The organism is Salinimicrobium catena, from assembly GCF_900102915.1.
GTDB classification, from domain to species: Bacteria; Bacteroidota; Bacteroidia; order Flavobacteriales; family Flavobacteriaceae; genus Salinimicrobium; species Salinimicrobium catena.
The window spans coordinates 58,360-74,937 of the sequence record NZ_FNGG01000002.1 but is presented as its reverse complement, the minus strand read 5'-3'; the positions used below and the strand labels follow the sequence as shown (position 1 = coordinate 74,937).

The following is a 16,578-nucleotide window of genomic DNA, read 5'->3' as shown; positions in this document are numbered from 1 at the left end:
GTACTATTTACACCCGTACCCGGCAACAGGCGTACGGGCAAAACTTAAGAGGGTGAATAGCTCTTCCTGAAAAGTGTTATTAGAATTTGGGGCTAATCCACGCTAAAAATGACGCTCCACAATGCCTTTATCAAGTCATACTTTAGCTCAAGCCATAATAAAAAGCCTAAAAAGGCAAAAGCTATGGCGATCAGGAAGAGTTTATCCATCCAGTAGAAGATCTCCTTTTGGAGAAAACTCCAAAGTGTTTTATCGTTTCTCATCTCTCACAAACATAAAGAATTTTCTTACATTTTTATAATTTTTATCCGACAAAAATAACATTTTTATCGATGAACTACGTTTTTAAAAGATCAACTTCCTCATAGTATTTGAATTACGCATCTCTTCATCATTCCCTCATTTATACCTATTTTTGTGCAGTGACCACGCAGGAAAAATATATGGACCGCTGCATACAACTGGCCAGGAACGGCCTGGGCCGCACCTACCCCAATCCTGTGGTGGGCAGTGTGATAGTTCACAAAGACAGAATAATCGGGGAAGGCTGGCACCAAAAGGCCGGAGAGCCACATGCAGAAGTGAATGCCGTAAACTCGGTAAAAGATAAAAACCTGCTAAAGAGCTCTACCATTTATGTAAGCCTGGAACCCTGCAGCCACTACGGAAAAACACCGCCCTGTAGCAATCTTATCATTGACATGGGAATAAAAAGAGTGGTGATAGGCACCATCGATCCTTTTTCGGAAGTTGCAGGAAAAGGAGTGAAAAAACTGATGGATGCCGGTTGCGAAGTAGTAGTGGGAGTACTGGAAGAAAAATGCAGGGAACTCAACAAAAGGTTCTTCACCTTCCACACTAAAAAAAGACCTTACATCATACTAAAATGGGCTCAGTCGGCTGACGGATTTTTGAGTCCGTTACCTTCCACCGGGAAAGACCGGGAGCCCGTCTGGATCACTAACCGCTACTCCAAACAGCTGGTGCATAAATGGCGTGCCGAAGAAGAAGCCATAATGGTAGGCACTCGAACCGCAATAGAAGATAATCCAAAACTGAATACCCGGCTGTGGCATGGCAGTGATCCCGTACGTATTGTGCTGGACAGGCAGCTTAGAGTTCCTGCCGAATCTTTCCTTTTTGACAACAGCATAAAAACTCTGGTGCTGTGCGAAAAGGTTTCTTCGGAAAGATCTTCGGAAAATGTCATTTTTGAGCCTGTAGATTTTGAGAAGGATCTCACCACACAAATCTGCGAGATCTTGTGGAGAAACAAAATCCAGTCGGTCATTATAGAAGGAGGAAGACAAACCCTGCAGACCTTCATAGATGCCGAAAAATGGGATGAAGCCCGGGTTTTCACCGGAACGGTACAGTTCAAGGAAGGTACCGGCAGCCCGAAATTTTCAGGGAAGCAAATTTCAGAAGAAAACATCGCTACAGACACCTTAAGGATTTACATCAATGATTAAGAATATAATTTTCGACTTTGGGGACGTTTTTCTCGACCTGGATAAAGCCGCTACAAAAAGAGAGCTGGAAAGGTTGAATATTTCTGAATTTTCAGAGGAAATGCTTATCAATAACCTGCAGTATGAAAAAGGGCTTCTCTCTTCAGAAGAGTTCATCTCCGCCTACTGCGAGTCCTTTCCGCAGTTGTCGGCCCAAAAATTCACAGATTCCTGGAATGCCATTTTGCTGAAATTTCCCGAGCACCGCCTGCGTTTCTTGCAGCAGCTTTCTAAAGAAGGAAAGTACAAGCTCATCCTGTTAAGCAACACCAACGATATTCATATTGACTGGGTAAAGGAGAATATCGGCTTTTTTGAAGATTTCAAAAATTGCTTTGACGCCTTTTACCTGTCACAGGAGATCAATTTAAGAAAACCCGACAAATCCATCTTTGAGTACGTACTGAAAGAGCAGGACCTCAAACCTGAAGAGACACTTTTCATTGACGACACTCCTGAAAATACCGCGGCGGCGGCAGAAATGAACATTCACACCTGGAATATTGATCCGGCAACAGAGGATGTGGTTCACCTTTTTCAGGTTAAAAAAGAGCTGTTTTGATCTTTCTGTTGCTCAGCGTCCTTTCCTCGAGTGTGATCTTCGTGGTGTTCAAATTATTTGACCGTTTTAAGATCAACACCCTGCAGGCTATCATTTTTAATTATTTCATCGCGTTTTCCTCGGGCCTGCTGATAGACAACCAGCCGCTGAACCTGGAAAAAATCCCTTCGGAAGCATGGTTCCCCGGGACCATAATTCTCGGCTTCTTGTTCATCGCAGTCTTTTACCTGGCCGCGCTCACCACCCAGCGAAGCGGACTTTCGGTAGTTTCGGTGGCCACAAAAATGTCGGTGGCCATTCCGGTGCTTTTCGGAATTTTCCTGTACAATGAAAGTACCGGTCTTCTCAAAGTTTCCGGAATATTACTGGCTCTAACAGCTGTGTATCTTACCTCCATCAAAAAGAAGGAAGGCATCACCATCAGAAAAAGGAACCTGATCTTTCCACTGCTGGTGTTCTTCGGAAGCGGGATCATAGACACCACCATAAAATTCCTGGAAACCACTTATGTCGCCGAAGCAGACGTAGCGCTTTTCACCTCGACCATTTTTGCGATCGCCGGAATTATAGGAACAAGCATTCTCATATTTCAGGGAATACGAAAAACCTTAAAATTGTCCTGGAAAAATGTTGTAGGAGGAATAGCGTTGGGTGTACCTAATTTTGGATCTATTTATTTCCTGGTGATGGCATTAAGGACCAATGGTATGGAAAGCTCAAACGTATTCCCCATTAATAACGTGGCCATCGTAATGACCTCTACCCTGCTGGGAATCCTGCTTTTCAAGGAAAGAATGCTGCCTAAGAACTGGCTGGGAATAGGGATCGCTATCGTAAGTATAATTTTGATCGCAAGCGCTGAGCAATGGATGAACTAAAAGACACCTACAGGACCATCACAAAAGCTTCAGAAGAAGTGCTTTTTAAAGACAAGAACAGCAAATTCTTTGGCTACGCGTTCCCGGTAATAAACGAAGAAGAGATCAAAGAACACCTGGAAGATCTCAGGAAAAAGCACCACGCGGCCAGACACTGGTGCTATGCCTGGCAATTAGGCAAGGAAGACTACCGGTACCGGGCCAACGATGACGGGGAACCATCAAATTCTGCAGGCATGCCTATTTACGGGCAGATACAGTCTTTTAATGTCACCAATATCCTGATCGTGGTGGTACGATATTTCGGAGGAGTAAAACTGGGGGTGGGTGGATTGATCAATGCCTACAAGACTGCCGCTCAAATGGCGTTGGAGGCTTCTAAGATCGTTACGCGCACCATCGATCTCACATTCGAGATCTCCTTTGACTATCCCGAGATGAACAAGGTAATGCGGGTTATCAAAGAGAATAATTTAAATGTGGTTGACCAGATCCTGGAGCTTGATTGTAAGATCATCATTATGGTAAGGAAAAAGGAAGCCGACAGGATCTATGAAAAATTCGATGCTACCTATAAGGTAAAGATTACTCAGCTAGAAGATCAATAACCAAGTTTTTCCAAAATATACTGCGGACATTTGATGGGTTTATTTTTTTTCATGTCCATAAAAATGAGGGTGGTTTCTGCTTCTGTAAGTAATTCCTTATTCTCGTTAAAAATTTTATAAGAAAACTCTATTCTTACACCCGGTTTTTTAAGAAGAGTAGTCTCGATTTTAAGAAGGTCATCAAATTTCGCCGATCTTTTAAATCGGGTTTTCAATTCGTAAACCGGTAACATAACCCCTTCTTCTTCCATTTTTTTATAGGAGATCCCAATTGCGTCAAGCCAGTCAATTCGGGCGATCTCAAGATATTGAGCATAGTTGCCGTGGTACACAACTCCCATTTGATCGGTTTCGGCGTAACGAACTTTAACATACGAATTATGGCTTTTCATGATTTTTTAATGGGATTATTTGATTGGGTTTTGTACTTTCATCAAGTGAACGAAGTATGCTAAAAATTTTGTTAATTTTCAAGAGGCAGATCGTTTTTTTTTTACATAATTTGTTCACATATTTGTTGCTCTAATTAACCCGGGAGAAAGAAACTTTTCTCTTTTTCTTATGGAAGTCACTACTAACAAGCATCTTAAAAACTTAGAATCAGGAATGTCAGAAACTGCGCAATCAGTTTGGAACAGCTGTCTAGCTTTCATCAAAGATAACATTACCCCCCAGGCCTACAAAACCTGGTTTGAACCTATACAGGCAGTTAAACTAACTGATAAAGCACTGAGCATTCAGGTACCTTCCAAGTTTTTTTATGAGTGGCTGGAGGAGCATTATGTAAAACTTCTGAAAGTTTCTTTGAACCGTGTTTTGGGAGACCAGGCAAAACTGGTGTACGTGATAAGGATGGAGAATACCTACGGGAACAAACAGCCTTTCACCGAAAAGATCCCAAGTACCAACAGGTCCAACATGGCTTCGCAGGAAGTTGATGTTCCCATCAAGAACAAGAACCCTGAGTTAAAGAACCCATTCATCATTCCGGGTATCAGGAATGTGAAGATCGAATCGCAGCTTAACCCCAGCTATAACTTTGATAATTTCCTTGAAGGAGATTCCAACAGGCTGGCAAGATCTGCAGGTCTGGCTGTGGCCAACAAACCGGGGGAAACCTCTTTTAATCCGCTGTTGATCTTCGGTGGAGTTGGACTGGGAAAAACACACCTGGCTCATTCCATAGGGATAGAGATCAAGGATAAGTACCCGGAGAAGACCGTTCTTTATATTTCCGCGGAAAAATTCACACAGCAATACATTGAATCCGTAAAAAAGAACAATCGCAACGATTTCATTCATTTTTACCAGATCATTGATGTGCTGATCGTGGATGACATTCAGCTGCTTTCGGGAAAGGCCGGAACACAGGATGTTTTCTTCCACATTTTCAATCACCTCCACCAGAACCGTAAACAGGTGATCCTTACCAGTGATAAGGCCCCGGTAGACATGCAGGATATAGAACAAAGGCTTTTATCCCGTTTTAAGTGGGGGCTTTCCGCAGAACTGCAACACCCGGATACCGATACAAGGATCTCGATCATTAAGAACAAGCTGTACCGCGATGGGGTTGACATGCCCGAAGAGATCGTGGAGTTCCTGGCCAATAATATCAAAACCAATATTCGTGAATTGGAAGGCGCGATCATTTCACTTATCGCCCACTCCTCTTTCAATAAAAAGGATATCACTTTAGATCTTGCCAAAAAGATCGTGGACAATTACGTGAAGAACACGAAGCGCGAGGTTTCCATAGATTATATCCAGAAAGTGGTGAGCGAATATTTCCAGATGGATGTGGATACCTTGCAGTCAAAAACGAGAAAAAGACATATCGTACAGGCGCGTCAACTGGCCATGTTCTTTGCCAAGAAGTTTACAAAGGCATCTTTGGCCAGCATAGGCTCCCAGATAGGCAAGAGAGATCACGCCACCGTGCTTCATGCCTGTAAAACTGTGGATAACCTGGCTTCAACAGACAAGCAGTTCAACAAATTTGTTGACGATATCAACAAGAAACTTACTCTCTAAAACAGGATTATGAAAACCAGGGTTTTGATGGTGTGTCTTGGAAACATTTGCAGGTCACCCCTGGCCGAAGGCATTTTGCGCTCAAAAGTGGATCCTGAAAAGGTAGAAGTAGATTCTGCCGCCACCAGTAACTATCATATTGGAGACTCGCCAGACGAACGATCGGTGGCCGTTGCTCAAAAGAACAACCTCGATATTACGTACCAACGAGGAAGACAATTCACCGCCGAAGATTTTGAACTTTTTGACAGGATCTATGTGATGGATATTTCCAATTACAGAGATGTGATGTCATTGGCCCGGCACGAAGAACACCGGCAAAAAGTTTCTCTCATCCTGAATGAGATCTTTCCCGGCGAAAACGTAGAAGTACCCGATCCTTACCAGGGAGGCCCCGAAGGTTTCCATCGAGTTTACGAAATGCTCGAAGAAGCCTGTGAGGTGATCGCAAAAAAATTAGATTCAAAAAGTGAATAATTCTTTCTCTGCTTCCGGAAAATTATACCTCATCCCCACCACCCTTGGTGACAGTGATCCTCTGGAGGTTTTACCTGCTTCGGTGCAAAGGGAAGTAGAAAGAATAAACACATTCATCGTAGAAAACGAAAAAACAGCAAGAAGAGCCATAAAGAAACTGGTTCCTTCTAAGTCTCAACCTTCTTTAAATTTATTTCTGCTGAACAAGCATACCGATCCTGCAGATATTCCCGGATTTTTAAAACCGTGTAAAGAAGGAGTGGATGTAGGGCTTTTGAGTGAAGCCGGCTGTCCCGGAGTAGCCGATCCCGGTGCAGACATCGTCAAGATCGCGCATCGCGAAGGGATAAAAGTGGTACCCATGGTAGGCCCCTCCTCTATTTTACTGGCCATGATGGCTTCAGGGATGAACGGGCAGAATTTCGCATTTAATGGCTATCTTCCCATAGATAAGGCAGCCCGAAAAAATGAGATCAAATCGCTGGAAAGGCTTTCACAGGAAAAGGATCAGGCGCAACTTTTCATTGAAACCCCTTACAGGAACAACAAAATGCTGGAAGACCTGGTACAGTATCTCCATCCTGCCACAAGAGTCTGCGTGGCATGCGACATTACATTAAGCACTGAATACATTGTGACAAAACCCATTTCTGAATGGGCTAAAACAAAAGTGGACCTTCATAAAAGGCCCACTATCTTTATACTGCAGAAGGAGTTTTGATCTTCGCTTTCGCCTTCCTGTCCGGCACAACGAAAGAAGTATCATAACCTGCAAATCTTTTGATGTAATATTTTATTGAAGTTCCGAAGCCGTCATTAAAACCATTGGCTCCCCAGCTTCTCAGGTATTTTTTCACATTTCCGGGGCCCGCAAGGTGAGCCGCAGCAAGGATACCGGACTCTGTGATCTTAATCCCGTTGATCACTTTATCCTGAAAACGCGCGATATCTCGTCTTAAGATCCATTTGTTTCTTGAAGCATTTGCGTAGAACGCCGCTTCCTGAAGATCTGGTCGTTCCAGGAAGAGATTCACATCTCTTATACCGATAAGTCTTAAGGTACCTTTCCCGAACTGGTATTTACCCATATATCCAAACTCATTGATGATCTTGTAATCCCCTCCGGATTCTTTGAATCCCAAGGCTTCCTTGAAAGCGAGATAAGATTTTCCTAATTCGGGATAATAGCGGTCGGTGGGCTCAAAGATGTCAAATTGAGGCGCCTCGGGCACGGTGAAGTCCAGCACCTCATTCGCGGTGGAAAATTCGGCTGCAAGCCTTTCTTCCGCCTCAAGGGCTTTTTTCGTTGAGAAGCTGTAAAAAAAGATCGATGCTCCTAAAACTGGTAAAACCGAAAATTTTGCAATTTTCTTTTTCATCCTGATTTATTTTGTTTGGAAATGGTTAAGAAACCATCCCAATTCGGCCGACAAATATAGGTTAAATTTTAAAAACCTAATTCTCAGACTGTTAAACAATTCTTAAAGCAATTTTTGCTGTTTTAAAGCCTTTTAGACATAAAACGTGCCAAAAAATGAAAAGTTGTTTTCAGTATAAAATTTTAAAGCTCAGAGAGTCAGAAAATTACCGGTTGATCTTTTGTTTGTTGATCCATCTCACGTATTCCCTTTTATTCGCATTATGCTGCGCCAAAGTTTTAGAAAATTTATGATATCCAAAATTCTGAACATCGGCTACGAAATAGAAATAATCGTGGTCTTCATAGTTGAGAACGGCGTCTATGGAAGAAATGTCGGGCATGGCGATAGGCCCGGGAGGAATTTCTTTGTATTTATAGGTGTTATAAGGAGAATCAAGTGTTAAGTCCTTGTAAAGCACCCTTTTGATGATCGTATCAAAATTCTGATATTTATCCTTCAGAGCATAAATTACAGTAGGATCAGCATCGAGTTTCCAGCCATTATTAATGCGGTTCATGTATACCCCGGCCACTCTTTTTCGCTCATCAACCTTGGCGGTCTCCTTTTGAACGATGGAAGCCACCACCATGACCTCATGCGGGGTCAAACCTATCTCTTCGGCTTTTTCCAGCCGCTGCGGAGTCCAGAATCGTTGGTATTCCTTTTGCATTCGCTCCCGAAATTCTTCTGCGGAAGTATTCCAGAAAAACTCATATTTATTCGGGATGTACATACCCAGGGCATTTCGCCTGTTAAAGCCGTGGGAATCCAAAAAAGCCGAATCCTTCAGCTGTTCGAGGATCTGGATACTGTCAGCCTCTATTTGCGAGGAGATCCTTCCGGCGAGATCTTCAAGTCTTTCCTGATTGTTGAACGTTACCCACACCGGAACATTTCGGCTTCTTAAGGTATTGATCATTTCATTATTGTTCATTCCCTTCTTCAGGATAAAACGCCCGGCTTTGATATTCTGGGTATAACCTTTTTTACCGGCCACCAGGTCAAAGTCGGCAGGATCTTTCAGCAAAGGCTTTAACTGCTCCCTCACCTGGGCGTAAGTAGCATTGGTAGGAATATATACATCCACCTGTTCTTCAGAAAAGGTGGTATTAGGCGAAAAGATCACGTCATAGACATAATAAGAGAATCCTCCTAAAACGATTAGCCCTAAAAGGGCAATGGCTAATAATATTTTTTTAATGTACATTCTCGTTGATCAACTGGTATAATAATTCATCTTTATAAGAACCGTTCACCCGGATCCAATCCTTCTTTTGAGCGGTAATCTTAAAACCCGATTTCTCGAATAATAGTTTGCTGGAAACATTTTCCATACCAACATTGGCATAAACCTGGTGCAGTTCCAGGTGAGTAAAACAATAATTGCAGACCATGGCAAGAGCTTCGGCACCAAAACCTTTTTGTCGGTTGTTCCTGCAGTTGATAATGATACCTATGGCCGCACGCCTGTTCTTTGGGTCGAAATCAAATATATCTATCAATCCGACCGGAGAGCCGTTCTTCTCGCAGATCATGAGCCGCAGTTGACGTACTTCATATATGTCACGATGGGAATTTTCCAGGTATTGTTTCAGGATGTAGCGTGAGTAAGGGGTACTGGTGGAACTAACCTCCCAAAACTCCTCATCATTTTCTACTGAAAAGAGAAATTCCAGGTCTTCCGGTTCCAGCGCTCTAAGGTCAACTTTTTCTCCCTTTAACGTCAACATGAGATCTCTCCTTTAAAAACCTGTTTTGCGGGCCCGGTAAGCCAGATATTTTTAAAAGCTTTTCCCTCTGGCTCGAAGGAAACGAAAAGTTCTCCCCCCGGTGTCAAAAGTTTGATCTTTTTCGCGCTTACCTTTCCGGTCGCAAAAGCTGCAAGTGCTACCGCAGTTACCCCGGTTCCACAGGAAAGGGTTTCATCTTCCACTCCTCTTTCATAGGTGCGGACACGTAAAACAGCTTCCTCTGAAGGTTGAGAAAAGTTTACGTTGGTACCACCGGCCTTTTTATATGCTTCGGAATACCTGATGGCTGCCCCCTCTTCTTTGATATTGAGCGAGGCAATGTCTTTATGAAAAACCACGTGATGCGGGGAGCCGGTGTTAAGAAAAACTGCGTCCTCCTTTTCCTCTACCCTCTCCACTTCAGTCATTTTTAAGCTTACCAGGTCACCTTCTATAGTAGCTTCATGCAATCCATCAATGGCTGTAAATACAGTTCTGTCTTTAATGATTCCGAGGAAATGCGCAAAGGCAACAATACACCTTCCGCCATTGCCGCACATGGAACTTTCCCGTCCATCAGAATTGAAATATACCATCTTAAAATCCACTCGGGGTTCATCGGCATCCTCAAGCAGAATAAGGCCGTCGGCACCTATGCCAAATTTTCGGTCACAGAGGGTTTTTATTAAATTGGTATTGTTTTTGGAAATAATATTTTGTCGGTTATCAACCATGACAAAATCATTCCCCGTTCCCTGGTATTTATAAAATGAAAGTTCCATCAGGTGAATTTTGAGGGATCAAAGATACAATAAAAGAGAAAATCAGAAGGTTTTAGGAAGGTAAATCAGTTGGATTTACCCTGCTTCTGGAATCGATAAAATGTTTAACAAATACAATTAAATAATAGAAAAACATGAGAAAACTTTTCAGCTTATTATTGGTTTCTATTATGGGAGGGGCTCTCACCCTGGGCAGCTACCTGCTATTCATTGAAGAGGAGCCCGTTTATGTAGAAGACAAAGGGAGCATTCCCGCCTACACCCCCGTTAATTTTGAAGCCGTACCCGGCTCTGCAATGGCCGATTTTACCGAAGCAGCCGATAAATCTGTGCATGCCGTGGTTCACGTTAAAAATATTACCGAAACCCGGTCGCCCTTTTCAAGTCGCGCCGGTACCGCCCTGCAGGGTACAGGTTCCGGAGTGATCATTTCACCGGACGGATACATTGTTACGAATAATCACGTGATCCAGAATGCCAGCAAACTGCAGGTAACTCTCAACAACAACGAAAATTACATGGCCCAGGTAATAGGGTCTGACCCGACTACTGATATTGCCCTCCTCAAGATAGAGGCCGAAGACCTGGACTACCTGCCTTTCGGGAACTCCAACAATGCTCGAATCGGGGAATGGGTGCTGGCAGTAGGAAACCCGTTCAACCTTACCTCTACGGTAACGGCAGGGATCATCAGCGCGAAATCCCGTGACCTGGGGATGGACAGCAACGTATCTTCCTTCATACAGACAGACGCGGCCATTAATCCCGGAAACAGCGGAGGTGCCCTGGTCAATGTACACGGAGAATTGATCGGGATCAATACCGCCATCACTTCCCAAACCGGAAGCTATGTTGGGTACGCTTTTGCCGTGCCTTCCAACAACGCCAGGAAGATCGTGGAAGACATCCTTGAATTTGGAGATGTACAGCAGGGAATCCTGGGAATACGAGGAAGCCAGGTTTCGAGACTTCCGGCTGAAATAGAAGTAAACACTACCGAAGGGGTCTATGTTGCCGAGGTAGAGCAAGGAAGCGGTGCAGATAAAGGTGGAATTAGAGAAGGCGACATCATTAACCAGATCGACAATGTTGAGATCAGGAAATTCTCAGATCTTAAAGGTTATATAGGTTCAAAAAGACCGAATGATGTAGTGCAGGTGAAGGTGCTTCGCGACGGGGAAGAAAAAACCCTTCGGGTAAAACTTACCAAATATGAGGTTTACCAGATCAAAGCCATTGGGCTCGAAGTGACCAACGCGTCTTCTGAAGATCTTGCCAGGAACAAGGTAAAGAACGGGGTTAAGATCACCCGTGGTCTTACTCCGCAAATGCAAAGTGAGCGACTCACCGGCACCCTCATAACCGCCATTGACAATATCCCTGTAGAGGATATTGATGATGTAAAGGAAGTGATGGCCAGAAGAAACTCTTCAGATCCAATTAGCGTGACCTTTGTAGCGCCTAATGGGGAGAAGCAAAAATACGTTTGGAGATAAATATTTCCGTTCGGAAAAACGCAAAAGATCCCGCCCAGAACTGGGTGGGATTTTTTTATGTAAATACCTTTACGAAAACGTTTGAAATATATATTTTTGCTGCGATTTTAACATACAACACAACTTGTAAAATGAATTCAATCGAAGTTTACGAAAAGGAATTGGCCTTTCAGGCAGATCGTCGCCGTGCAGCCGTACAGTTCATCAAAACTGTTAGTGACCTGTGGTACGACAAATCAATTGAGCTGGTACTGTTCAGAAATCAATTGATAGACCGCAACGTCAGTGACATTCTTGATTTGCACGAATATGCGGGAGAGTTCGTTCAGAAACCAATTTCAATTTTTGATTCCGTAGAGATCGCAGAGGCTATTAAGACCCTTGATTTTCCATCTGCCAAGCTGGACATTGGAAAGCTTACCTATGAATATCACTTAGAGGATCAAAAATATGCTAACGCCACTGCTTTTGTTTCCGATAAACTGAAGGATGCTAAAAAATCAGAAGAGATCACGCCAAAAGATGTGGTGCTCTATGGCTTCGGAAGAATTGGGAGACTATTGGCCAGAGAGCTCATGACTCGTACCGGAAAAGGAAGTCAGCTGCGTCTTCGTGCCATTGTAACCCGTGGGAATATAGACGATACTGTTCTTGAGAAAAGAGCCTCTTTACTTAAGAACGATTCAGTTCACGGAGATTTTTCAGGAACGGTTTCCTATAATGCTGAAAAGAAGTGCCTGGTGATCAATGGCACCACCGTTCACATGATCAGCGCCAACAATCCTGAAGAGATCGATTATACAGAATATGGTATCCAGGATGCTTTGATCATCGACAATACCGGCGCTTTCAGAGATGAGGAAGCCCTTAGCAGGCATTTAACTTCAAAAGGAGCAAGTAAAGTGTTACTTACCGCTCCCGGAAAAGGAGTGCCTAATATAGTACACGGGGTAAATCATCTAGAATACAATCCTGATGAAGTTTCCATCTTTTCGGCAGCTTCCTGTACTACCAACGCTATCACTCCGGTTCTTAAAGCCGTTGAGGATTCTTTGGGTGTAGATCACGGACATTTGGAAACCATTCACGCCTACACCAATGACCAGAACCTGGTTGACAACATGCATAAGAAATACAGAAGAGGCCGTGCGGCTGCCCTTAACATGGTAATTACCGAAACCGGCGCCGGAAAAGCGGTTTCCAAGGCCCTACCTGTTTTTGAAGGCAAACTGACTTCCAACGCCATACGCGTACCGGTTCCTAACGGCTCTCTTGCGATCCTGAATCTCGCGGTAGAAACTCCTACTTCAAAAGAAGGTATCAACGATATCATCAAACATTATGCTTTAGAGGGTGACCTTGTAGAACAGATCAAATATTCAATGGACAATGAACTGGTTTCTACTGACATTGTAGGTTCTGCGCAACCGTCTATTTATGACAGCAATGCGACCATTGTAACCGAAGACGGGAAAAATGTAGTGCTTTATGTATGGTATGACAATGAATACGGGTACAGCCACCAGGTTATAAGGCTGGCAAAGTATATCGCAAAAGTGAGAAGGTTCACCTATTATTAATATCACGCTTATTAAAACCTTAAAAACCCATCCCGATTCGGATGGGTTTTTTATTACTTCCTTAACTCCCCGAGACAGGAGAAAGTGCGATTTTTATTATTCCAAAGCTGCCTGTTTTGAAAAAGAAATGGAAAATCCTGCTTGGAATTGCTATTTTATTAATCATAGCAAGGCTTTTGCTGCCTTACTTCCTGGAAAAGTACGTCAATAAGACCTTAAACGATATTCCGGGTTATGAAGGCGGAGTTTCAGATATTGATGTCGCCCTCTATCGCGGTGCCTATGTGATTGAAGATCTTTGGCTGGACAAGGAAAATGCTACCCTTGATGCTCCTCTTCTGAATTTTCCGAAATCTGATATTTCTATCGAATGGAAGTCCCTGTTCAAAGGGCGAATAGTGAGCGAGATCGTGCTGCATTCGCCCGAGATGAATTACATCTTTGAAGATCAGAAAAAAACCACTCCCGAAGGCAAACCAGATGTAGGAGACTGGACCGATGCACTTACTGATCTGGTTCCCATTAAGATAAACCACCTGGAAGCCCACGACGGAAAGATCAATTTTGTGCAGTTTTCTGCCGATCCCAATATCGACCTGGTATTCGACAACATATTCCTGTATGCCACTAACCTTCAGAACGTGCGCCGCACCGATACCATCCTCCCTTCTACCATCAATGCTACAGCCACTTCGTTTGGAGGGGGAAAGGCCTCACTTGACGGAAGGATCAATGTTATGAAGAAGATCCCCGACATGGATGTGGAATTTGCGCTTAAAAAGGCCGATGTCACAGCCCTTAATGAAATGTCAATAAACGCAGTGGGTGTTGATTTTGCCAGCGGAACTTTCGAACTGTATTCAGAAATGGCTATTGCCGATGGTTACCTAAAGGGCTATTTAAAACCAATGTTCATCAACACCGAATTGATAGGGGAAGAAGACCAGGGGTTCTTTGAAAAGATCTGGGAAGGCTTTGTAGGGGTTTTCAAGTTTCTCTTCAAAAACCAGGGGACCGATACCCTGGCCACCAAAGCGCCATTAGAAGGAGATCTGAACAACATCGACACCGGAGTTTTATCAACTATACTCAACATTTTTAAGAATGCCTGGATCAGCGCCTTTACTACAGACGTTGATAAAGACATCAACTATCAAGAGGCCGTCAAAGAATCAAAAGAAGGGGATTAAATTCTCTTAAAATTTTATGATTTTCAACTGTGCAAAAAGATCATTTTCTTCTTAGTTTTGCACCCACAATTTGATCGAGCGCATGATGAAAGCCAGGCAGTTAGGTGTGAAAAAAAAGTGAAATTTTTCTACAATAAGCCCTTACCTCTCTCGTTCTGATAGTGATAAAAAATTAAACCCCAAACCCTATGAAAAAACTATTATTCTCCTCCATTTGTGCCCTCTTCCTGACCGCTTACGGAACTGCCCAGGTCTCGACCGAAACTACCATTGATGAGAAATTCGCTGAACTCATCGAGAATTCCAACAACTTTAAAGGATACAAAGTAGTAGACACAGGTGAACTTACCACCTTACAGAACCTTACCTCTAAAAGGATCGCCGAATTAAAAGAAGAGATCGCTGCTTCAAAAGAAGCCAGTCTCGCTTATAAGCAGAAGATCGCGAAGCAAAATACCGATATGGAAGCTCTTGAGGCAAAATTGAACCAGGTTACTGCCGAAAAAGATGCGATCACCTTTCTTGGTTTCCCTTTTAGCAAGACCTCATATAAAAGCACTATGTGGGGAATAGTCGGGATCTTAATTCTTGCGCTGGCTCTTTTCATCGTACGCTTCAAAAAAAGCAATGTAGACACTAAAGAGGCTAAAAAGAACCTTGCTGAACTGGAAAAAGAATTTGATTCTTACCGCGCAAAAGCCCTTGAGAAAGAGCAGCGTTTAGGTCGTTTGCTACAGGATGAGAAGAACAAACAAATGAAACTGGCAAAATAATTAGGAAAAAGCTGTAATTGAAATTCCCGCTCTGCGTATTTTTGCATTTTAGCCAAAAGCCTCCTTTGCCATGCGAATTGATATAATCACTGTTGTTCCCGATATTCTGAAAAGCCCTTTTGAAGCCTCTATTCTAAAGCGGGCCATAGAAAAAGGATTGGTGGAGATCCACCTTCACAATCTTAGGGACTACGTGACCGACAATTATAAGCAGATCGATGACTACCAGTTTGGCGGAGGCGCCGGGATGGTAATGATGATTGAGCCCATTGACAAATGTATCTCTGCGCTAAAGGCCGAAAGAAACTATGATGAAGTGATCTACATGACGCCCGATGGGGAGACCCTGAAGCAGGGAATGGCTAACGAACTGTCACTAAAAGAGAATCTCATTATCCTTTGCGGACATTATAAAGGAGTAGACCAGCGAGTACGGGAGCATTTTGTGACCCGGGAGATCTCTGTGGGAGATTTTGTATTATCCGGAGGAGAACTGGGAGCCGCGGTGTTGTGTGATGCGGTCATAAGGTTGCTGCCGGGAGTTTTGGGGAATGAAACCTCTGCCCTTACCGATTCTTTTCAGGATAATTTACTGGCTCCGCCCATTTACACCCGCCCTGCCGATTATAAAGGATGGAAAGTTCCTGAAATCCTGACATCCGGTAACTTTCCGAAGATCGAGGAATGGCGGGAAGAACAGGCTTATGAACGTACTAAGAAACTACGGCCCGATCTATTAAAGGATGAGTAAAATAAATTCCGATCCAGGCATCGGCAGATAAAAATATTTTCATAATTTTGCACTCGTTTCCGAACCAACCTCTGGCGAAAACCGTGAATGTTGTTTTGGACTTTACTTTTAAACCATATTAGAAATGGAATCGTTAGTTAAATTTGTACAGGACGAATTTGTAACAAAAAAGGATTTCCCTGAATTTTCAGCCGGAGATACCATCACTGTTTATTACGAAATTACTGAGGGCGCAAAGACCCGTACTCAGTTCTTCCGCGGAGTTGTAATTCAGAAGAGAGGAACCGGAGCTTCCCAAACCTTTACCATTCGTAAGATGAGCGGTACTGTAGGAGTTGAGCGTATCTTCCCATTGAACCTTCCGGCGCTTCAAAAGATCGAGATCAACAAGCGTGGTAAAGTTCGTAGAGCAAGAATCTACTACTTTAGAGAACTTACCGGTAAGAAAGCTCGTATCAAAGAAAGAAGAAGATAATATCCTTCAAAGATATTCCTTAAAAGCCCCAGTTATGGGGCTTTTTTATTGCTCAACATTCTGCGGGACAATTTTAGCTTAAATTTAGGAATTACTTGAGCGCCAAGCACTTGCGTCAACGAATCTTTCTTCGTATATTTATAAGTGAATTTTAAAAGATTAGGAATGTCGCAAGGAATTCTCTTTTAAAGTTCATGTAGAGTAACGATCTTTACATAGGTTTTTATCTTTTGAACCATAAGTTTAATTGGTAAAAACGTTTAGAAGCAATTTACACACACTCTTTTGGGACATGTAAATTGTTTCAGAT

General features: G+C 43.1%; 19 protein-coding genes. 13 read left to right on the top strand and 6 right to left on the bottom strand.

Features of this window, described 5'->3' with window-relative positions; genetic code table 11:
* Positions 1-92: 92 nt before the first annotated feature.
* A complete protein-coding gene (locus BLS64_RS15170; protein WP_176763427.1) occupies positions 93-263 on the bottom strand; it encodes a hypothetical protein in 171 nt (56 codons plus the stop codon).
* 159 nt (positions 264-422) lie between these two features.
* Here BLS64_RS15170 and ribD point away from each other — a divergent pair, with 159 nt between their 5' ends.
* The 4 genes from ribD to BLS64_RS04960 are packed head-to-tail and all read left to right on the top strand — an operon-like array spanning position 423 to position 3,559.
* Entirely contained in the window at positions 423-1,472 is a 1,050-nt protein-coding gene (gene ribD / locus BLS64_RS04975) for a bifunctional diaminohydroxyphosphoribosylaminopyrimidine deaminase/5-amino-6-(5-phosphoribosylamino)uracil reductase RibD (RefSeq protein ID WP_245693392.1), read from the top strand.
* A complete protein-coding gene (locus tag BLS64_RS04970; RefSeq protein ID WP_093112418.1) occupies positions 1,465-2,073 on the top strand; it encodes an HAD family hydrolase in 609 nt (202 codons plus the stop codon). Before ribD ends, BLS64_RS04970 begins: the two co-directional genes overlap by 8 nt.
* The gene (locus tag BLS64_RS04965) at positions 2,070-2,951 is read left to right on the top strand and encodes an EamA family transporter (RefSeq protein WP_093112417.1); all 882 of its coding nucleotides are present in this window, start codon (positions 2,070-2,072) and stop codon (positions 2,949-2,951) included. Before BLS64_RS04970 ends, BLS64_RS04965 begins: the two co-directional genes overlap by 4 nt.
* Positions 2,939-3,559 (top strand): IMPACT family protein, encoded by a 621-nt coding sequence (locus BLS64_RS04960; protein WP_093112416.1) that lies wholly within the window; start codon positions 2,939-2,941, stop codon positions 3,557-3,559. The genes BLS64_RS04965 and BLS64_RS04960 overlap by 13 nt, the downstream gene beginning before the upstream one ends.
* Here BLS64_RS04960 and BLS64_RS04955 read toward each other — a convergent pair.
* A complete protein-coding gene (locus tag BLS64_RS04955) occupies positions 3,553-3,951 on the bottom strand; it encodes an acyl-CoA thioesterase (protein ID WP_093112415.1) in 399 nt (132 codons plus the stop codon). The genes BLS64_RS04960 and BLS64_RS04955 overlap by 7 nt on opposite strands.
* Positions 3,952-4,165: 214 nt before the next feature.
* On the opposite strand from BLS64_RS04955, the gene dnaA reads away from it, so the two are divergent.
* Genes dnaA through BLS64_RS04940 form a run of 3 tightly spaced genes read left to right on the top strand, consistent with a single transcriptional unit; the run spans position 4,166 to position 6,791 of the window.
* Positions 4,166-5,593, top strand: coding sequence for a chromosomal replication initiator protein DnaA (gene dnaA / locus BLS64_RS04950; protein ID WP_093112928.1), 1,428 nt, complete (start codon positions 4,166-4,168; stop codon positions 5,591-5,593).
* Positions 5,594-5,602: 9 nt separating this feature from the next.
* A complete protein-coding gene (locus BLS64_RS04945) occupies positions 5,603-6,070 on the top strand; it encodes a low molecular weight protein-tyrosine-phosphatase (RefSeq protein ID WP_093112414.1) in 468 nt (155 codons plus the stop codon).
* Positions 6,063-6,791 (top strand): SAM-dependent methyltransferase, encoded by a 729-nt coding sequence (locus BLS64_RS04940; protein ID WP_093112413.1) that lies wholly within the window; start codon positions 6,063-6,065, stop codon positions 6,789-6,791. Before BLS64_RS04945 ends, BLS64_RS04940 begins: the two co-directional genes overlap by 8 nt.
* Here BLS64_RS04940 and BLS64_RS04935 read toward each other — a convergent pair.
* The 4 genes from BLS64_RS04935 to dapF form a co-directional block, all read right to left on the bottom strand.
* On the bottom strand, positions 6,769-7,449 hold the full coding sequence (locus tag BLS64_RS04935) for a peptidoglycan-binding protein LysM (protein WP_093112412.1): 681 nt from the start codon (positions 7,447-7,449) through the stop codon (positions 6,769-6,771). The genes BLS64_RS04940 and BLS64_RS04935 overlap by 23 nt on opposite strands.
* 205 nt (positions 7,450-7,654) lie before the next feature.
* Entirely contained in the window at positions 7,655-8,698 is a 1,044-nt protein-coding gene (gene mltG, locus BLS64_RS04930; RefSeq protein ID WP_093112411.1) for an endolytic transglycosylase MltG, read from the bottom strand.
* Positions 8,688-9,221: a GNAT family N-acetyltransferase gene (locus BLS64_RS04925; protein WP_093112410.1), complete on the bottom strand. Its 534-nt coding sequence runs from the start codon at positions 9,219-9,221 to the stop codon at positions 8,688-8,690. Before BLS64_RS04925 ends, mltG begins: the two co-directional genes overlap by 11 nt.
* The gene (gene dapF / locus BLS64_RS04920; RefSeq protein WP_093112409.1) at positions 9,215-10,003 is read right to left on the bottom strand and encodes a diaminopimelate epimerase; all 789 of its coding nucleotides are present in this window, start codon (positions 10,001-10,003) and stop codon (positions 9,215-9,217) included. The genes BLS64_RS04925 and dapF overlap by 7 nt, the downstream gene beginning before the upstream one ends.
* Positions 10,004-10,137: 134 nt before the next feature.
* On the opposite strand from dapF, the gene BLS64_RS04915 reads away from it, so the two are divergent.
* The 6 genes from BLS64_RS04915 (at position 10,138) to rplS (ending at position 16,268) form a co-directional block, all read left to right on the top strand.
* Positions 10,138-11,499, top strand: a complete 1,362-nt coding sequence (locus BLS64_RS04915) for a S1C family serine protease (RefSeq protein WP_093112408.1) — start codon at positions 10,138-10,140, stop codon at positions 11,497-11,499.
* A gap of 131 nt (positions 11,500-11,630) precedes the next feature.
* The gene (locus BLS64_RS04910; protein ID WP_093112927.1) at positions 11,631-13,079 is read left to right on the top strand and encodes a glyceraldehyde-3-phosphate dehydrogenase; all 1,449 of its coding nucleotides are present in this window, start codon (positions 11,631-11,633) and stop codon (positions 13,077-13,079) included.
* Between the two features lie 116 nt (positions 13,080-13,195).
* Positions 13,196-14,269, top strand: coding sequence for a DUF748 domain-containing protein (locus tag BLS64_RS04905; RefSeq protein WP_245693374.1), 1,074 nt, complete (start codon positions 13,196-13,198; stop codon positions 14,267-14,269).
* Between the two features lie 188 nt (positions 14,270-14,457).
* On the top strand, positions 14,458-15,042 hold the full coding sequence (locus tag BLS64_RS04900) for a hypothetical protein (RefSeq protein WP_093112406.1): 585 nt from the start codon (positions 14,458-14,460) through the stop codon (positions 15,040-15,042).
* A 70-nt stretch (positions 15,043-15,112) separates the two neighbouring features.
* A complete protein-coding gene (gene trmD, locus BLS64_RS04895; protein ID WP_093112405.1) occupies positions 15,113-15,793 on the top strand; it encodes a tRNA (guanosine(37)-N1)-methyltransferase TrmD in 681 nt (226 codons plus the stop codon).
* 124 nt (positions 15,794-15,917) lie between these two features.
* On the top strand, positions 15,918-16,268 hold the full coding sequence (rplS, locus tag BLS64_RS04890) for a 50S ribosomal protein L19 (protein ID WP_093112404.1): 351 nt from the start codon (positions 15,918-15,920) through the stop codon (positions 16,266-16,268).
* Positions 16,269-16,578 lie beyond the last annotated feature (310 nt).

Bases quoted from the DNA above. Each gene is read 5' to 3' on its own strand.
- BLS64_RS15170 (WP_176763427.1), bottom strand. From the start codon at position 263: ATGAGAAACGATAAAACACTTTGGAGTTTTCTCCAAAAGGAGATCTTC.
- BLS64_RS04970 (WP_093112418.1), top strand. From the start codon at position 1,465: ATGATTAAGAATATAATTTTCGACTTTGGGGACGTTTTTCTCGACCTG.
- BLS64_RS04960 (WP_093112416.1), top strand. From the start codon at position 2,939: ATGGATGAACTAAAAGACACCTACAGGACCATCACAAAAGCTTCAGAA.
- BLS64_RS04955 (WP_093112415.1), bottom strand. From the start codon at position 3,951: ATGAAAAGCCATAATTCGTATGTTAAAGTTCGTTACGCCGAAACCGAT.
- dnaA (WP_093112928.1), top strand. From the start codon at position 4,166: ATGTCAGAAACTGCGCAATCAGTTTGGAACAGCTGTCTAGCTTTCATC.
- BLS64_RS04945 (WP_093112414.1), top strand. From the start codon at position 5,603: ATGAAAACCAGGGTTTTGATGGTGTGTCTTGGAAACATTTGCAGGTCA.
- BLS64_RS04935 (WP_093112412.1), bottom strand. From the start codon at position 7,449: ATGAAAAAGAAAATTGCAAAATTTTCGGTTTTACCAGTTTTAGGAGCA.
- mltG (WP_093112411.1), bottom strand. From the start codon at position 8,698: ATGTACATTAAAAAAATATTATTAGCCATTGCCCTTTTAGGGCTAATC.
- BLS64_RS04925 (WP_093112410.1), bottom strand. From the start codon at position 9,221: ATGTTGACGTTAAAGGGAGAAAAAGTTGACCTTAGAGCGCTGGAACCG.
- dapF (WP_093112409.1), bottom strand. From the start codon at position 10,003: ATGGAACTTTCATTTTATAAATACCAGGGAACGGGGAATGATTTTGTC.
- BLS64_RS04915 (WP_093112408.1), top strand. From the start codon at position 10,138: ATGAGAAAACTTTTCAGCTTATTATTGGTTTCTATTATGGGAGGGGCT.
- BLS64_RS04910 (WP_093112927.1), top strand. From the start codon at position 11,631: ATGAATTCAATCGAAGTTTACGAAAAGGAATTGGCCTTTCAGGCAGAT.
- BLS64_RS04900 (WP_093112406.1), top strand. From the start codon at position 14,458: ATGAAAAAACTATTATTCTCCTCCATTTGTGCCCTCTTCCTGACCGCT.
- trmD (WP_093112405.1), top strand. From the start codon at position 15,113: ATGCGAATTGATATAATCACTGTTGTTCCCGATATTCTGAAAAGCCCT.
- rplS (WP_093112404.1), top strand. From the start codon at position 15,918: ATGGAATCGTTAGTTAAATTTGTACAGGACGAATTTGTAACAAAAAAG.